This window comes from Amycolatopsis sp. FBCC-B4732, from assembly GCF_023008405.1.
GTDB lineage: Bacteria > Actinomycetota > Actinomycetes > Mycobacteriales > Pseudonocardiaceae > Amycolatopsis > Amycolatopsis pretoriensis_A.
In genome coordinates this window covers 2,573,428-2,590,143 of sequence record NZ_CP095376.1, presented here as the reverse complement: position 1 = coordinate 2,590,143, position 16,716 = coordinate 2,573,428, and the positions used below count along the sequence as shown (strand labels likewise).

9 protein-coding genes are annotated in these 16,716 nt (G+C 71.5%); 3 read left to right on the top strand and 6 right to left on the bottom strand.

Features of this window, described 5'->3' with window-relative positions:
- Positions 1-5: 5 nt before the first annotated feature.
- The 3 genes from MUY14_RS10945 to MUY14_RS10935 are packed head-to-tail and all read right to left on the bottom strand — an operon-like array spanning position 6 to position 2,489.
- Positions 6-467 (bottom strand): hypothetical protein, encoded by a 462-nt coding sequence (locus MUY14_RS10945; RefSeq protein WP_247022843.1) that lies wholly within the window; start codon positions 465-467, stop codon positions 6-8.
- Between the two features lie 13 nt (positions 468-480).
- On the bottom strand, positions 481-1,677 hold the full coding sequence (locus tag MUY14_RS10940; RefSeq protein WP_247022842.1) for a hypothetical protein: 1,197 nt from the start codon (positions 1,675-1,677) through the stop codon (positions 481-483).
- A 59-nt stretch (positions 1,678-1,736) separates the two neighbouring features.
- Positions 1,737-2,489 carry a hypothetical protein gene (locus MUY14_RS10935; protein WP_247022841.1) on the bottom strand — a complete coding sequence of 251 codons (753 nt, stop codon included), beginning with the start codon at positions 2,487-2,489 and terminating at the stop codon, positions 1,737-1,739.
- A 110-nt stretch (positions 2,490-2,599) separates the two neighbouring features.
- Here MUY14_RS10935 and MUY14_RS10930 point away from each other — a divergent pair, with 110 nt between their 5' ends.
- The 3 genes from MUY14_RS10930 (at position 2,600) to MUY14_RS10920 (ending at position 9,603) form a co-directional block, all read left to right on the top strand.
- Positions 2,600-5,497, top strand: coding sequence for a BTAD domain-containing putative transcriptional regulator (locus MUY14_RS10930; protein WP_247022840.1), 2,898 nt, complete (start codon positions 2,600-2,602; stop codon positions 5,495-5,497).
- A 588-nt stretch (positions 5,498-6,085) separates the two neighbouring features.
- Positions 6,086-8,059 carry a hypothetical protein gene (locus tag MUY14_RS10925; protein WP_247022839.1) on the top strand — a complete coding sequence of 658 codons (1,974 nt, stop codon included), beginning with the start codon at positions 6,086-6,088 and terminating at the stop codon, positions 8,057-8,059.
- A gap of 2 nt (positions 8,060-8,061) precedes the next feature.
- Positions 8,062-9,603: a hypothetical protein gene (locus MUY14_RS10920; protein WP_247022838.1), complete on the top strand. Its 1,542-nt coding sequence runs from the start codon at positions 8,062-8,064 to the stop codon at positions 9,601-9,603.
- A gap of 233 nt (positions 9,604-9,836) precedes the next feature.
- On the opposite strand, the gene MUY14_RS10915 is transcribed toward MUY14_RS10920, so the two are convergent.
- The 3 genes from MUY14_RS10915 to MUY14_RS10905 all read right to left on the bottom strand — a co-directional run bounded on the left by MUY14_RS10915 (position 9,837) and on the right by MUY14_RS10905 (position 16,712).
- Entirely contained in the window at positions 9,837-11,693 is a 1,857-nt protein-coding gene (locus MUY14_RS10915) for an OmpL47-type beta-barrel domain-containing protein (protein WP_247022837.1), read from the bottom strand.
- A gap of 82 nt (positions 11,694-11,775) precedes the next feature.
- The gene (locus MUY14_RS10910) at positions 11,776-15,738 is read right to left on the bottom strand and encodes a ThuA domain-containing protein (RefSeq protein ID WP_396126781.1); all 3,963 of its coding nucleotides are present in this window, start codon (positions 15,736-15,738) and stop codon (positions 11,776-11,778) included.
- On the bottom strand, positions 15,735-16,712 hold the full coding sequence (locus MUY14_RS10905) for a multicopper oxidase domain-containing protein (RefSeq protein WP_247022835.1): 978 nt from the start codon (positions 16,710-16,712) through the stop codon (positions 15,735-15,737). The genes MUY14_RS10910 and MUY14_RS10905 overlap by 4 nt, the downstream gene beginning before the upstream one ends.
- Positions 16,713-16,716 lie beyond the last annotated feature (4 nt).

Here is a 16,716-nt window from a genome sequence, read left to right as displayed (position 1 = left end):
TCCTCTTACAGCGCCGACTGCAGCGGACCGGACGTCTTCGCGCCGCCGGCGTCGGTGGCGTCCACCTGCATCGAGAAGCCGGAGAACGTCGCCTGCGGGGCGCCGGCCACCGTCGCCGCCGTGGGCGCCGCGCTCGTGATGACGCACCGGCTGAGCACGATCGTGGAGAACGACCAGTCGTCGCCGCTGCGCTCCTGCATCGAGATGCTGAACTCGCTCGCGTTCAGCGCGAGCGCGGTCAGCTGCGCGGTGGCCGGGCCGATCGCGTTGACCGTCAGCGAAAAGGTCAGCGAATACGGCTGGACGACCACGCCGACGTGCGTGCGCTCGATGCTGTGCAGCGGCTCGGCCGTGGTGGCGAACGTCGGCGTGAACGACTGGATCGGCGAGATCTCGTGGTCCACGCCCTTGTCGTCGGTGTAGCGCACGGCGAGGCGGGTGTTCCAGCTGGTTTCGGGACTCGACATGGTGGCTCCTGGGTCAGAATTGCGGGGCGAGGGTCACGTTGAGCCGGTGCACCGCGGGCCCGTACGTGATGCTGATGAGGACGGACACCTGCCGGGTCTGGCGGGCGGTGACCACCTGGGCCTGCTCGGCGGTGCTGCGGGCGCTTTCCGGCAGCGCGAGGATCGCCAGCAGCGGGATGCTGACGGCGAAGTCGTCGATCACCGCGCCCAGCCGCAGCGGGCCGAGGATGCCCTCCACCCGCACGCGCACCGCGGTCAGGCCGGCCTTGGTGACGCGTGCGTCCCCGATCGTGCCGATCAGCCCGGCCCGCAGCCGGAACTCGATGTCGTCGAGCACCCGGCAGATGTCGACGTAGTTGCGCGCCGGGTCCGACGAGAACGTGCCACCGTCGCCGAGGAACAGCCCGGTGCCGGGCACCAGCGCCGGGTCGATCAGCGGGATGGCGCCCTGGCCGGCCAGCCCGGTGACCTCGGCGGGCACGTACTGCTGGGTGACCGGGATGGTGAAGCCGCGCACCTGCTTGAGCACGACGCTGGTGGCCGGGGCCTGGCCGGCGATCGCGCCCATCACGGCCGCGGCCGCGTCGGCGACCGGGTTCGGGCTCACCGTCTCGTCGGTGGTCGCGCCGCGCGCGGCGACGAGGATCATCCGGCCGGTCGCGCTCTTGAGCGCGCCGTAGGAGTTGGCCGCCAGCACGGTGTCCACGTAGGTCGCGGACCGCGCGGTGGCCGGGTCGATCATCGCGACCGCAAGCCGCCGGTTGCCCGCCGCCGACGTGTTCTCGACGTGCTCGGCGAGCGCGCGCAGCCCGGTCGCGGGGGTCCCGCCGTTGGTGGCCGCGCCGACGTTGGTCTCCCCGGCCAGGCAGACGAACGTGACGTCGTCCGCGGCCTCGAGCCCGGCGAGCGCGGCGGCGTAGTTGCCCGCCGCCGGCGTGCGGACGCCGTAGATCTTGGTGGGCCGCGGGTCCTGGGCGAGCACCAGGTCGAGGCTCTTGCTCAGCGCGGTCGCCGCGCCGGCCTTGCCGAACAGCGCGAGCGCGTCGGCGTGGGCGGTGACGACCAGCGGCGTCGACGCGGGCGCGGTGGCACCGTCGGCGTTGCCGACGACGGCGACGACGCCGGGCGAGCGTTGCGCGGCCGGGACCAGCGCGCTGGTGTCGATGACGACGTCGACAAAGGGGAAAGCCGGTTGCACGAGGGTGGCCATACCGATCTCCGTAGGTGGTTCGGGCGTGGTCGATGCGCGTTTCGCGCGGGACTTGGTGGTCATGCGGGCTCCGTGGTGGTGATGACGGCGACGCCCTGGCCGGCGAGCCAGCTCCGCGCGGCGCCCAGCCGGTCCGCCCGCCCCTGGTCCGGTGTCGCGCCGGTCCGCGCCCCGGGCCAGCCGGGGTCGTCGAACGCGGTGCCGGGCACGACCCAGCAGACGAGCCGGTCGAACCGGCGCTCCGGCGCCCCGGGCGGGGCGTCGGCGACGGGGTAGCGGGCGGCGCCGAGCCGGGCGGCCGGCGTCGCCCGCAGCAGGTCCCGCGGGCTGGTGTCCGCGCCCGCGGCGAGGAACGCCACGAGCACGGGCAGCGGGACCGGCGCCACCGGCGGATCGGCCCCCGGCGTTCCCATCCGGACGGTGGCGTCGAGTGCGACCGGATCGTCCACACCGGACTGCTTCGCGGTGACGTCCACAATGGTGCCGTCCAGGACCGCCGTCCGGACCACGACGGCACCGGACCACACCGCGTCGGCGGCGACCGGCGGGACCTGCCCGGTGTCCCAGGACGCGGCGACCTCCCACGGCACCGGTTCCCCGGTCTTGCGGAACTGGGCCAGCGCCGACACCCGGGCGTCGAGCGGCACCGCGAGGTCGAACCGGCCGAAGACGCCCGTCACCGGTTCGGTCACGAGCGCCGGGTCCAGTTCGTAGGCCACGGTGCCGATCGCGAGCAGCGCATCGGCGGTCAGCACGGAAGCGCGGGCCGCCGGATCGGCGAGCCGCAGCACGATCTCGCTGGCGACGTCCATGGGACCACCGTGGCAAGGCCGGTCGACAACCCGTCGACAACCGGTCGACAGCACGGGAGTTGGGCCGAACGGACCTGTATCCACACCGGCGCCCGGTACTCCTGAAAGAGATGGGGACGGACAGCCCGAGCGGTACCGGCGCGGCTCAGGGACAGGCACGAGCGGAGTTCCGCGTGCTCGGCGCGTTCGAGGTCCGGCTGCACGGCAGGCCGCTCGACCTGGGCGGTCCCCGCATCCGCACGCTGCTCGCGCTGCTGATCGCGAACGCCGGGCGGGTGACCGGAGTGGACACCATGGCGGACGCGTTGTGGGACGTGGACGCCACTCCCGGCACCCCGCGCACGGTGCGGACGTACATGTCCCGCGTGCGCCGCTCGCTCGCCCCGGTCGCCGAAGCCCTCGGCGCGGCCGACCTGATCGAGACCCGCGCGGCCGGTTACGCCCTGCGCCTCGACCCGGTGCTCGTCGACGCCCGCGAGTTCGAACAGCTGGTCACGGCCGGGCGGACCGCCTTGGCCGCAAGCGATCCCGTGACAGCGGCGGACCGGTTGTCACGCGCGTTGGCGCTGTGGCGCGGTGACGCCTACGAGGACTTCGGCGGCTCCGTGGCGTTGCTGGGGGAAACGCGGCGGCTGCACGCGTTGCGGCTCGGCGCCGTCGAAGACCGCGTCGACGCCGACCTCGCGACCGGCGCGGGCGAGGCGCTGATCGGCGAGCTGACCGCGTTGAGCGAGCGGCACCCCGGCCACGAACGGTTGTGGGGCCAGCTGATGACGGCGCTGTACCGGGCGGGCCGCCAGGCCGACGCGCTGGACGCGTTCTCGCGCGCCCGGGCGGTGCTCGTCGATCAGTTCGGTTTGGACCCTTCGCCCCGGCTGGCCGAAATTCACCGCCGGATCCTCGACAACGACGTCCGGCTGCTGCCCGTCGCGACCGCACCGGCACGGCCGGTCACCGTCGCCGCGGGCCGCAACGACCTGCCCGGCGACATCGCCGACTTCGCCGGCCGCGAACCGGAACTGTCCCGGCTGCTGTCCGCCCGGGACGGTGTCGCGCACACCGCGCCCACCGCCGTGGTGATCGAGGCGATCGACGGGATGGCCGGCATCGGCAAGACGACGCTCGCCATCCACGCGGCGCACCGGCTCGCCGGGCAGTACCGCGACGCGCAGCTGTTCATCGACCTGCACGGGCACACGTCCGGGCAGGCACCGGTCACCCCGGCCGCGGCGCTCGACACGCTGCTGCGCGCGCTGGGCGTGGCGGCGGACCGGATCCCCGTCGACCCCGACGCCCGCTCCGCGCTGTGGCGGGCGGAACTCGCCGGCCGCTCGATGCTCGTGGTGCTGGACAACGCCGCGGACGCCGCCCAGGTCCGGCCGCTGCTGCCGGGCAGCGCGCGCGCCCTGCTGCTGATCACCAGCCGGCGGCGGCTGGTCGGCTTGGAGGCGGCGCACACCCTTTCCCTGGACGTGCTTCCGGAAACGACCGCGGTCGACCTGTTCGCCGGCGTCGTCGCCGACGACCGGCCCGCGACCGAACCCGGCGCCGTCCTCGACGTCGTCGAGCTGTGCGGGCACCTGCCGCTGGCGATCCGCATCGCGGCGGCCCGGCTGCGCACGCGGCCCGCGTGGACGGTGGCGCACCTGGCCGACCGGCTGCGCCAGGCGGGCCGGGCACTGGCCGAGCTGTCCGCGGGCGACCGCAGCGTCGCCGCCGCGTTCGCTCTGTCCTACGAGCACCTCGATGCCGCGCAGCAGCGCATGTTCCGGCTGCTGGGCCTGAACCCGGGCCCGGACATCGACGTCCCCGCCGCCGCCGCGCTCGCCGCCGTCTCCCCCTTCGAAGCCGAGCGGCTGCTCGAAAGCCTCGTCGACGACCACCTGCTCCAGCAGCCGGTGACCGGCCGGTTCCGCTTCCACGACCTCGTCCGCCAGCACGCGCAGACCACGGCCCACACCGAGGAGCCCGAACCCGGGCGGCGAACGGCGTTGCGCCGGCTGATCGGCTTCCACCTGCACACCGGTCACCGCGGCAGCCGCCTGCTCGACCAGCAGCACCCGCCGATCGAGGTGGGCGAGCCACCGGAGGGCTGCGTCCCAGCCCCGCTCGCCGACGACGGCGCCGCGATGACCTGGTTCGACGTCAACCACGAATGCGTGCTGGCGGCCCGGAAGGCGGCCGAGGACGCCGGGTGGGACACGTGCGTCTGGCAGCTGGCCTGGACGCTCGACAACTTCCACTACCGCCGCGGCCACCTGCAGGCGAACATCACGTCGTGGCTGGCGGGCCTCGCGGCGGCGGAACGGCTGGAGGACCTCGCGGTGCAGGCGCGCGCGCACCGCCGCCTCGGCCTCGTCTACGGGCCGTTCGGGCAGGCGTCCGAGGCACTGCACCACCTGAACCGGTCCTTGACACTGGCCAAGGAGATCCGCGACACGCTCGGCCAGGCGGGCGTCCACTTCGTGCTGGCATTGCACTGGACGCACGAGAAGGACGACGAGCGCGCGCTCGGCCACGCGATGAGCGCGCTCGAGCTGTACCGGACCCTCGAAGACGGCAAGTGGGAAGCCCGCGCGTACAGCCTGATCGGCGCGTGCCTGAGCCGGCTGGGCAGGCACGAGGAAGCCCGCGGCCACGCGGAGTCCGGCCTGGCCCTGTGCCGCGAACGCGAGGACGTCTACGGCGAGGCCGACGCGCTCGACAGCCTCGCGACGATCGCGGCGGAGACCGGCCGGTACGGCGAGGCACTGGGCCAGTCCCACCAGGCGCTGACGTTGTGGCGCCACCTGGACAACACGTACCGCCAGGCGGGCACGCTCGCCGCGATGGGCGACGCGCACCACGCCCTCGGCCACCCGGGACAGGCGCGTGAGGCATGGCAGCAGTCGATCGACCTGTACCGAGCCCGCGGCCTGCACCCGGCGGCGGACGAGGTGGAGAAGCGAGCGGCGAACTCCGGTTGCGCTCGCGCTTCCGCCCCGCCTCCCCCTGGCCCACCCACCTGACCCGGCGGCGAACGTCACGAATGGCTCATGGGGGACCACCGACGCCGCCAATGGGTCATTCGCGGCACACGGAAGTTGCCGCCCGCCGCCGCGACCGGGCACACCTCACCCAGCACCGCCGGACCGACGCGGGCCGCCTCCACCCGGCCAACCCATCCGCGCCCGTTCCGCCAGCGCCCACCTGACCCGGCCACGAACGCCGCGAATGAACCCATCGGAGACCACCAACGCCGCCATTGAGTCATTCGCGACACACAAAAGCCACCACCGCCGCCGCGACCGGGCACACCGCACCCAGCACCGCCGATCGGCCTCGAGCCGCCCCTCCTCGCGCACCACCCAACCCCGTTCGGCCTCACGCCACCGAACCCCGCGCACCACGCACCTGACCCGGCCACGAACGCCGCGAATGAACCCATCGGGGACCACCAACGCCGCCAATAAGTCATTCGCGACGCACAGAAGCCACCACCCGCCACCGCGCCCGGGCACATCCCGTCCGTCTTTACTGAGTCATTCAGGTCTTCGGAGGTCCTGAATGACTCATTCTGCTCGTATCAAGACCCCGCACCTCATACTCTCAGTGGTGTGGACGGCATCGACAGTCTCCGGCACGCCATCGAAACCATCCCCATCCCCGGCGCCCCGCCCCGGCTGTCGCGGCAGGGGGCCGCCGTCGGGCTCGCGCTGCTCGACACCTCGCTGCGGCTCAACCACGTGCGGCGGCTGACCGAACGGCTGACCGTCGTCGAGCACGGGACCGCGCGGCGCAGCACCGAAGTCGACGTCAGCCTCAAGCTCCTCGACGAAGGACAACGCCAGGCCACCGCGCAGCTGCAGGACCTCATCGGCCAGGAACACGGCGAGCGGGCCGCCTCCCGTCCGGCGCGGCAGCGGTCGCTGTGGGTGCCGCTGGCCCGGCTGCCGCGCCGGGACGTCTCCCCCATCGACGTCTTCGACAGCTCCGGCCAGAAACTGCCGCGGCTCACCCAGCACGAAGCGTCGCGGCTGGTCGCCGCCGGGCTCTACCGGTTGCTGCGCGGGATCCTCGGCAGCGACGAGAACGCGCAGACCGCCAAGCACGAGCTGAACACCTTCCTCTTCCAGGTGCACGAACCGCGCTGGCTCATCCAGCAGGCGCTGCTGACGCTGCTCACCGAGCGGAACCACCCCGAGGAGGAGTTCGCGCTGGCCACGACCGGCGGCACCGTGCCCGGCTACGGGCGGCAGTGCCGCGAGCTCGCGCTCGGCATCCTCGACGGCTGTGCCGAGCTGCTGGTCGAATACGCGTACCTGCTCAACGTCGCCGTCCGGGACTACATGCTCGTGGTGGCCCTCGACGACTCCGTCGAAGAACACCGGCTCAGCTACGAAACGCCACTGCACGTCGACGCGCGGCAGCCCGTCGCGAAAGAGCAGTGGCGACGGCTGGCGGCGAGCCGGCGCGGCTACGTCGTGAGCTACCAGACGATGATCCCGGCGACGCTCAAGTCCTACCACCTGGTGGCCCGGACCGCGCCGCAAGCCGAGATCTCGCGGATGTACCTGTCCACCGACGCCGATCAGCACCAGGTCGAAGGCCTCGCCGCGGACCTCGGGTCGCTGGCCGAACGGCAGGACGCCGCGCCGCTGCAGGAGGCCGACGGTGCCCGGCACAAGATCCTGGAGCTGCAGGCGCAGACCGTGCTGCGCCGCCTCGCCGACCTGCTGCGCCGCCGCAAGTGGGAGGCCGGCCAGTCCGGCGTCGAGCTTTCCCCGCGCAGCCTGCCCGCCAGCCACCGGCTCGCCGCCGCGGCCACCACGGGCGAAGCGGTGCGGACGGGCACCAACGAGCTGGACAACTCGCTGCGGCGGCACCCGGAGTTCACCGCCGCGAACCTGCGCGAGGCCGCGCGCGAGCTGACCGACCGCGAGTTCGGGCAGGACCTCGTGCTGGTCAACGGTATCTCCGACAACGAGGCACGCGCGTACTGGCGTCGTTCCGGCGGCCGCGATTCGCGCGGCGACCACGTCCGCGTGCGCGCGACGCTCGTGCTCAAGGACTCCACGAAGTCCGGTCCGCTCAACGTGACGTTCTACGCGCTCGCCGTCGCGACGGTGTCGTTCGTGCTCGGCTGGCTGCTGGTCGGCAGCCCGTGGCCGTACGGCCGCGAAGCCACCGAAGCGCTCGGGCACATCGGCGACGGCCAGTCCGTGATCACCATGCTGCTGCTGTTGCCCGGTTTCCTCTACAGCCGGCTGTCGCTGCCGCCGCGCCGCACCGTGCTCGGCTACCTCGGGACGCTGCCGCAGGCGCTGGTCCAGCTCAGCATCGCGGCCATCGCCGGGTTCGCCGCGACCGTCGCGACACAGAGCCGGGGCGAAGTCGTGCAGGTGGCGCTGACCGTCGCGGTGGCACTGCCGGTCATCGCCGCGCTCGTGCTGTTCGGGCAGGCGTCCTGGCGCGAATCGGCGATCCCGCTCTCGCGCATCGGCGCACCGCGGTGGGCGGGCGCCGGGGCGTGGGACCGCCGTCAACCGCTGGAAGCCGACGTCCGGTTCGACTCTTCGGGGGGATGGTGAGGATGCGCGGCCAACGGGTCTCCGTGCGCAACGTCGCCGACCTGGCGCGCGCGGGCTTCGAAATCGCGCGGCAGCCGGTGACCAAAGTGGACTTCGAGGTGCACCACGCGATGGCCCGGCACGGCTACCTGCGCGAGCTGGTGACCGCGGACGACGGCGACGCCGTGTTCCTGGAGACGCTGTGCTCGGCCACGAACGGCGCCGGCGTCGTGATCGGCACCCGCACCCGCAAACCCCTCGACGGCACCGAAGTCGTCGAGCACGTCGACGGCCGCCGGCCGGCGGAACCCCCGCAGCAGAACGACGGCGGCTGGGTCTTCCACCAGACGACGTCGCCGAACCCGACGTTCATCTACGAGTCCGAGCAGACCTTCGAGGGCCTGATCGCGATCGACCCGGCGGCGCGCGAGGTCTGCGAGTGGCACGGCTTGGCCGTGCGGGACCTGGTGAAGGAGGTCTCCGACGCGGCGGCCGCGTTCATCGACGCGCCGCTGTTGTCGCTGCAGTGCCCGGCGCAGCTGCCGCTGGTCGTGAAGACCCGCAACCACGACCTGCGCACGCGCAAGGAGGTCGCGTCGCCGTGCGCGTCGCTGGCGGTGCGGTTCGCGATCGCGCTGCGGGACGTGTCCGCGGCCGCGCGGTTCGAGCTGGCCGACCGGTTCCGCGAGCTGTGCGAGAAGCACGGCTACAGCTTCTGGCTCGCCGACACGCGGCCCGGCCACCGGCAGGGCAACTGGTTCGAGGTCTACCACGCCGACGGCGAGTTTTCCCCGCTGTACAAGGGCGACCTCCGCTCCCGCCAGCGCGTCGGCGCGTGCCTCCCGGTGACCTTCGTCGGCCCGGCCCGCATCGGCTCGACGCACGCGATCGTCTCGTTCCTGCAGCGCTACCCGCAGGTGGGGGTGGCGGGCTGCGCGGGCACGACGCTGGCCGACGTGGCGTTCGTCCACCTGCAGCTGTCGATCCACGGCGTGGCGGCGGACCGGCTGAACCGCATCCTGGCCAAGCTGCTCGCCGAGTCCTCGACCCCGGCCCGCCCGCACAAGCTGCTGCGCGAGCTGTTCAAGCGCCTCGGCCTGCCCCCGGACCCGGACGGCCCGGCGGAGACCACGGCGGACCCGACGGCCGACTACCAGACGTTCGCCGGCCCGGCGTTCGCCTACCGGCCGTTCCAGATGCCGGACTGCCTGGCGGTCTGGGTCTCGTGGGAGATCGCCCGCCAGCACCGCGGCCTGGCCGCACCCCTGGACTGCCTGTACCGCGCCCTGAGCCAGGTCGCCTCGGCGGGCGACCTGGCCACGGTCGAGTACCTCATCTGCCGCGCGACGGAGCAGTCGGTGATCCGCGGCAAGGCGAAGCTCGCGATCCCGAAGTCGGTCCTGCGCCAGTTCGCGTCGGGTGGGAACGAGCTGCCGGCGTCGAAGCTGTGCGCGATGGTGGAGGAGGCGTGGAAGGCCCAGGTGGACCGGTCGGGGGTGGACGGGGTGAGCGAGCTGACGGTCGCGTGGCGCGAGTCCTGGCTCGGCCACTGGACCTACTCCTGACGCTTCAGCGCACCGCCGCTGGGAGCGGGATGATCACCAAGGCCCAGGTCAGCAGCCGCTTCGGCTTTAGGCGGCGACCAACATCTCGCACGTGACCTGCCGGCGTCCTTCGTCGGAATCGCCGCCTAGAGTCGTCCCGACCACCCCAACCCGCTCCTGACCCGCAGCCGGTCGTGAGTGGGAAACAGTGTTCTAACCCTGTTTTCCACTCACGACCCGCTGCGGCAGGGCACCTACAGGCGCTTCTTCACCTCCGGCTTCGCGTGGGGCTTGGCACCGGTGCCGGTGCCAGTTCCGGTGCTCGTCGCCGGAGCGCCGCCGATGTCCGACTCGATCGCCGCCGTCACTATCCGGTTGCGGTCACCCGACGACAGCACCCCGTTGCCCACCAACTCCTGCGTCACTGCCTTCACGTGCTTCACGAAACGGTCGTGCGACGCGTACTCCGCGGTCTCGTCGATGACGTCGTTGATCGTGCAGCCGTTGCCCGTGTCGATGTTCTCCACCTGGCTGTCGACGCCGCCGATCACCACCGTGTCGCGGGTGTCCGAGTTCGGGCACGCGTCCGGTGGGGGCGGGGCCGCGACCACCGTGAACGTCCCCGACACCTCCGCCGAGACGTTCCCCGCGACGTCCGTGGCCCGGGAACGCACCGTGTGCGCGCCCAGCGCGGGCACGACCACCGGGGCCGCGTACCGCGTCCACGCACCACTGTCCAGTTTGTACTCGACGGAGTCCACACCGGACTCCGCGTCGGAAGAAAGAACCGTGACCGTCGCCGAACCCACGTAGTTCCAGCCGCCGTCCTGCTTTCCGGTGACCTGCAGCGAAACAGCAGGTGCCGTGGTGTCCCCGCCCGCGACCACGGCGAACGACACCGAACCCTCGGGAGACGCGTTCCCGGCGACGTCCCGGGCGCGGTAGCCCACCGTGTGCGCGCCTGCCGCGGTCACCGGAACCGGTGCACTGTAGGCGGTCCATGCCCCACCGTCCACCTTGTACTCCACCGCGCCGACGCCGGAACCGGTGTCCGAAGCCGTCACCGTGACCGTCGCCTTGCCGACGTAGTTGCCGTCCGCGTCCTGGGTGCCCGCCACCGAAGCCGAGACCACCGGTGCGGTCGTGTCCCGCTTGACCACCGTGAAGTGCGACATGCCCTCCGGGGACGTGTTCCCGGCGGCGTCGGTCGCGCGGAAGTGGACCATGTGCTCGCCCGCACCGGTCACCGCGACCGGCGCCGTGTAGCGGGTCCAAGCTCCGCCGTCCAGCTGGTACTCCACCGAAGCGACCGCGGAATCCGCGTCGGTCGCCGTCAAGGAAACCGTGGCGACGTCGAGGTAGTTGCCCGCGGGATCGCGGTCACCCGAGAGGGAAGCGGTCACCGTCGGCGGTGTGGTGTCGCCCTGTCCCTCGACGATCGTGAAGTGCGCCATCCCCTCTTCGGACGCGTTCCCGGCGACGTCGGTCGCCCGGTAGTGCAGCATGTGCATGCCCACCGCGGACACCACCACCGGTGCCGAGTACGCGGTCCAGGTGCCGCCGTCGAGCTGGTACTCGACCGAGGCCACCCCGGATCCCGCGTCGGTCGCCGAAAGGGAGACCGTGGCCGACTCGATGTAGTTGCCGGACGGGTCGCGGTCACCGGCCACGGCGGCCGTCACGACCGGCGGGGTCGTGTCGCCGGTGCCGTCGGAGACGACGAACTCCCCCACCATCGACGTGTGGCCCGGGATCGTGCAGAAGTACCGGTACTTGCCCGGCGTCAGCGTCACGGTCGCTTCGTGCCGCCCGTTCTGCGGGTCGAACGGGTTGGCCAGGATGTTGAGCGGGACGTCGTGGTTGTAGCCCGGCGTCGAGGTGTCGAACGTCAGCGTGTGCGACATCCCGGTCGTGTTGCCGGTGGCTTCGCTGTTCTCGAAGACGATGGTGGTCTCGCCGGGCAGCGCGCCGGTGGGCGCGGACGCGTATTCGGTGGTGCTGTTGTTCCCGGTCCAGGTCAGCGTCTGGACCGGCGCCGCCACCGCGGGGGTGGCCAGCCCGAGCACGGCCAGCAACCCGGCCAGCAGCACTGTGATCAGTCGTGGGGACATCGCCGGAAGACCCTTCCTGAAGGGGGCGTGAGTGGGAAACAGTGTTTGGAACACTGTTTCCCGCTCACGACCCGCGGCGGAGCTACAGCTGCCGCACCCGGATGTTGCGGAACTCGATCAGGTCGTTGTCGCTGTGGTTCTGCAATCCGATGAACCCGCTGACGAACTGCCGCAGGTCGGTCGGCGGGTCACCCGCGCGCGACGACTGCTGGCCCGGCGTGTTGTCGAACTCGTTGATCACCACGCCGTTGCGGATCATCGTGTAGTGCTGCCCGACGACCTTGATCTCGTACTCGTTCCACGTGCCCTTCGGCCGGGCGCCCGCCTGGTCGAGCGGGCGCGGGTCGAAGTTGTAGACCGACCCGGTCTTCTGCGGCTCACCGGAGTCGCCGTCGTAGATCTGGATCTCGTGACCGCAGTAGATCGCGACCCACGCCTGCGAGTCCCGCGCCGACCCGACCGTGCCGCAGCTGCCCGGCGGGCGCTGGGCCGGCGGTGTCCGCGGATCCGGGAACCGGACGAACACGCCGCTGTTGGCCCGGAAGCCGTCCGGTGCGATGTCCTTGAACTGCACCTTCACCGAGAAGTCGCCGAACTGGCGCTGGGCGTACCAGAGCATGCCCAGCCCGCCGGCCGAGCGGATCGACCCGTCGGGTTGCAGCGTGAACTGACCCGACGGTGCCTGTTCCCAGCCGCGCAGCGACGCCGCCGTGCCGTCGAACAGCGCGTCGTAGCCCGTCGTGCCCGGCTTCCCGATCGGCGACGCCTCGGCCGCCGCGTTCAGCTCGGCCACCTCGGCGTCGTTCAGCACCCCGAGGTCCGACAGCGTCCCGGTGGCCTGCTCGACGTGGTTGACGAACGCCGCGTGCGTGCTCCACGTGCTCTCGTCGTCGATGAAGTCGTCGACCGTGCAGCCACCGCCGGCGTTGCGGTTCACCACCTTCGTGATGCTGTCGCCCAAGGTCACCACCGGGCTCGGATCGGCCACCACGCAGCCGACGTTCACCGAGGTCCGGGTGGTCACCGCCTCGCCGTTCGCGTAGGTCACGGTGAGCTTGGCGGTGAAGAGGCCGGTGCGCGGGTAGGTGTGCCGCGGGTCGGCCTGGGTGGACACCGAGCCGTCGCCGAACTCCCAGCGGTAGGACACCCCGCCGGACTTCGAGCCGGTGAACGCCGCCGTCAGCGCCTTGTTCTGCACCATCGTCGACGTCGCCGCCGGCGCCGGGGTCGGCGCGCCACCCGTGTAGCTGATCTTCAGCAGCTTCTGGTTGGCGTCGAGCGAGAAGAACCCGTTGCCGTAGTCCAGGACGTACAGCGCGCCGTCCGGCCCGAACTTGGCGTCCATCCAGCTCTGCACCCGGGTGTCACCCGCGCCGCCGGGGATGATCTGCCGGAACGTCTCGGCGAACACCGGCGGCTGGTGCGTCGGCACGCCCGCCGGGTCGACGGTCACCGCGACCCGGTTCTGCGCGTTCGACTCGTCGCCGATGAACCACTTGTTGTCCCAGTACGCCGGCCACGCGACGCCGCTGTTCGTGTTGACCAGCGAGCGGTGGTACGTCGGCCCGGACATGACCGCCTGGCCGCCGCCCCGCAGGTACGGCTGGGTGTAGGTGGCGTCCGCCGCGACGTAGGTCGGGATGGACGAGCCCGGCCGCTTCGGGAACACCGGCCCGCCGCCGTCGGGCGAGTACCAGATCATGTTGTCCTTGATCGGCGGCAGGTTCACCAGGCCCGTGTTGCGCGGCGAGGTGTTGACCGGGTTGTCGCAGTCGTACCAGCCGGTCAGCTCGGCCGCGTTGGTGCTGCTGCGGTCGCGGTAGGGCTGCCGGTTGCCCATGCAGTACGGCCAGCCGTGGTTGCCCGCCTCGGTGATGATGGTCGCCGTCTCGTACTTCGCCGGCCCGAGTTCCGGGCTCGGCGAAGACGCGTCGGGGCCGACCCAGCCCGCGGTCATCCAGTTGTGCACCGGGTCGATCTGCAGCCGCGAGATGTTGCGGACGCCCATCACGTAGATCTCCGGGCGCGTCTTGTCCGCCGGTCCGTTCGGGAAGAGGTTGCCCTGCGGGATCGTGTACGTCCCGTTCGCCTCCGGGTGGATGCGCAGGATCTTGCCGTCCAGGTCGTTCGTGTTGCCCGCGGTGCGGCGCGCGTCCTGGAACGAGATGCCCTTGTAGTCGAGCGTCCAGTTGTTGCCCGAGTACCCGTTCGAGCCGCCCGAGGAGTTGTTGTCCCCGGACCCGATGTAGAGGTTGCCGTCCTTGTCGAACGCCATCCCGCCGCCGGCGTGGCAGCAGCTGTGGATCTGGACGTCCCAGGACAGCAGGTCCTTGCGGGTCGCCTGGTCGAGGGTCTGCGCGGTCAGGTTGTAGGTGAACCGCGAGACCGTGCGCTTGCCGATCCGCTTGTCGCGGTCGATCGACTCGTGCGGCATCCAGTAGGCGTACAGGTAGCCGTTCTCGGCGAACTTCGGGTCCAGCGTCAGCCCGAGCAGGCCCTCTTCGTTCTTGACGAGCTCGTCACCGCTGCCCCGGTTGCCCATCACGCGCAACGTCGTGAGCAGCTTGGGCTTCTTGCTGACCGGGTCCCACTGGTGGATCGTGCCGCAGCCGAGGCCGACGTTCGGGTCGTCCCAGCTCACGACCGGCCCGGTCGGGCAGGCCGCCTTGCCGATGTAGAACACCTTGCCGTCCGGCGCGATGGTCAGCCCGTGCGGCTCGCCGATCTGGTCGAGCTGCCCGGCGGCGTTCTTGCCGGTCAGCTTCTCGATCTTGTAGTTCGCGGAGATCCCGGCCTGGCAGTCGCCGCGCACCATGCCGGTGGTCCAGCGCAACGCGCCGAGCAGGTGGCTGCGGAACTTGTCCTCGCCGTAGGACGCCTCGGTGCGGCCCATGCCGGTGTAGAAGGAGCGCCCGCCGTCGTAGTCGCGGCACCAGGAGACCGGGTGGAACGCGCCGTTCGCGCCGACGCCCGGGTTGTAGCCCTTCTCCTCCACCTGCGCGACCGTGTGGACGGTGCCGACCGGGTTGGTCTCCCAGTTGAGCCAGCGGTCGGTGCGCGTCCAGTTCTGCGGCAGCCCGGCGGTGGCCGGGTGCTGCGCGTCGAGGACGTCGACGACCGCTTGCTGCGGCGCCGGTTCGGGCGGCGGCGGGGTCGTCGAGGTGTCCTTGAACAGCTTGAGGTCGGCGAGCTGGATCAGCGGCTCACCCGAGTTCGCGGTGATGTTCAGCCGGTAGTTCGGGTACACCGTCGTGTTGGCGAAGGTGAACGTCCGGGTCTGGAACCGTTCTCCGAACACCTCGTTCGTGCGCGTGTCCAGGTCGACCCAGGTGCTCCCGTCGGCCGAACCCTGCAGGGTCCAGTTCTTCGGGTCGCGGCCGGGGAAGTCGTTGGCCGACACCAGCGAGTAGCTGCTGACCGCGACCGGCGTGGCCATCTTGTAGGCCGCCCAGCCGGTCGTGGCGAAGGTCAGCCACTTGGTGTTCTCGTTGTTGTCGGCCAGTTTCTCCTTGGTCTCGTTCGGCGGGTTCTCCGCGCTCGCGGTCACCGACGCCACCGCTTCGGGCGTCGGGCGCGCACCGACCGGGCGAGCCCCGATCAGGCCGGTGAACCACTGGGACGAGTCCTGCGCGCGGGCGGCGTCGGAGATGCCGAGGAACCCGCCGCCGGCCTTCATGTACGCCTGCAGCGCGGCTTCCTGCTCACGCGCGAGCGTCACGCCCTGCGCGGACAGGTACACGACACCGCGGTAGCGGGCCAGGTTCGCCGTGCTGAACACGGCCGGATCCGACGACGCCGTCACGGTGATGCCGTTGTCCGAGCCCAGCCGCGCGATCGCGTCCGCCGCGCGCAGCACGGGGTCCTTCTGGTCCGCGGCGGCGCCGTGGAAGACCAGCACGTTGACCGGCACGTTCACCGCGGCGGGCGCGGCCTGCGCGACCGGCATCGTGATCAGCGGGGCCCCGGCCGCCAGGACCGAGCCGATGGCGAGCACGAGCGCCCCGCGCCTTCCGAACCATCGTCTTTTCATAGCTCCCGTCCTCATGCGTGTGTCCGGCCGTCGGGGTTCATGTCGTGCCCGGCGTGGCCGTGCTCCTTGAACCGGTCGATCGCTTCCTGCGCGCCGTCGGGCAGGCTGCCGTCGGCGTTGCGGACCAGGAACAGGCCCACCATCCCGCCGTCGGAGTGGGTCTGGACGTGGCAGTGGTACATCCACGCCCCCGGGCCGACGCCTTCGCCGGCGATCACCTGGAAGCCGAAGGAACTGCCGGGGTCGAGGTTCTTGTTGTCGACGATGGCAGCGTTGTCAGCGGCGCCGCTGAGCATCCCGGTGCGGGTGTCGGCCCAGCGGTGCGCGTGCAGGTGGAACGTGTGCGGCAGGCTGCCGTACCCGATGCAGACCCACTCGACGCGCTCGCCGAGCCGGGCCTCGAGGATCGGCGTGTCGGGTGCCATCTTGTGGTTGATCATCATCTCGTTGAACACGACGGTGTACTGCTTGCTGGGCAGCAGATCACCGCGCTTGCGCACGATCAGCCCGCCGTAGAGCCCGCGCGCGAGGCCCGCGGTGCCGTGGTCGGTGCCCATCGCGTGGTCGTGGTAGTGCCAGTAGCCGGCGTTGCCCGGCATCCAGAACCCGCCGCCCGCGTCGTACCGGGCCCGGGTCTTCCAGGTGTAGGTCCGCGTCTCGCCCGGCTTGTTGAACGACGCGTTGAGCGGGGCGCCGTCGGACCCGGTGTCGTAGTTGACGCCGTGCGGGTGGATCGAGAGCCGCTGGTCGGTCCGGTTGACCAGTTCGATCTCGAGGGTGTCGCCCTCGTAGATCTCCAGCAGCGGCCCGGGGATGGTGGCCTTGCCCGGCTCGAGGCCGTAGCCGTAGAGACCGCCGGGCAGGGCTTCGGCGTAGAGGGTGATCTGGCGGTTCAAGCCCGCCGCGTAGGCCGAATCGGCCATCCCGACCGCGGGCACGAGGACGCCCGCGGCGGTTCCGGCCAGCATCGACCGACGTGACACTCGCATGCGA

Excerpts from the sequence above, each read along its gene's own strand:
- MUY14_RS10940 (WP_247022842.1), bottom strand. The coding sequence starts at position 1,677 with ATGGCCACCCTCGTGCAACCGGCTTTCCCCTTTGTCGACGTCGTCATC.
- MUY14_RS10935 (WP_247022841.1), bottom strand. The coding sequence starts at position 2,489 with ATGGACGTCGCCAGCGAGATCGTGCTGCGGCTCGCCGATCCGGCGGCC.
- MUY14_RS10945 (WP_247022843.1), bottom strand. The coding sequence starts at position 467 with ATGTCGAGTCCCGAAACCAGCTGGAACACCCGCCTCGCCGTGCGCTAC.
- MUY14_RS10915 (WP_247022837.1), bottom strand. The coding sequence starts at position 11,693 with ATGTCCCCACGACTGATCACAGTGCTGCTGGCCGGGTTGCTGGCCGTG.
- MUY14_RS10930 (WP_247022840.1), top strand. The coding sequence starts at position 2,600 with ATGGGGACGGACAGCCCGAGCGGTACCGGCGCGGCTCAGGGACAGGCA.
- MUY14_RS10905 (WP_247022835.1), bottom strand. The coding sequence starts at position 16,712 with ATGCGAGTGTCACGTCGGTCGATGCTGGCCGGAACCGCCGCGGGCGTC.
- MUY14_RS10920 (WP_247022838.1), top strand. The coding sequence starts at position 8,062 with ATGCGCGGCCAACGGGTCTCCGTGCGCAACGTCGCCGACCTGGCGCGC.
- MUY14_RS10910 (WP_396126781.1), bottom strand. The coding sequence starts at position 15,738 with ATGAGGACGGGAGCTATGAAAAGACGATGGTTCGGAAGGCGCGGGGCG.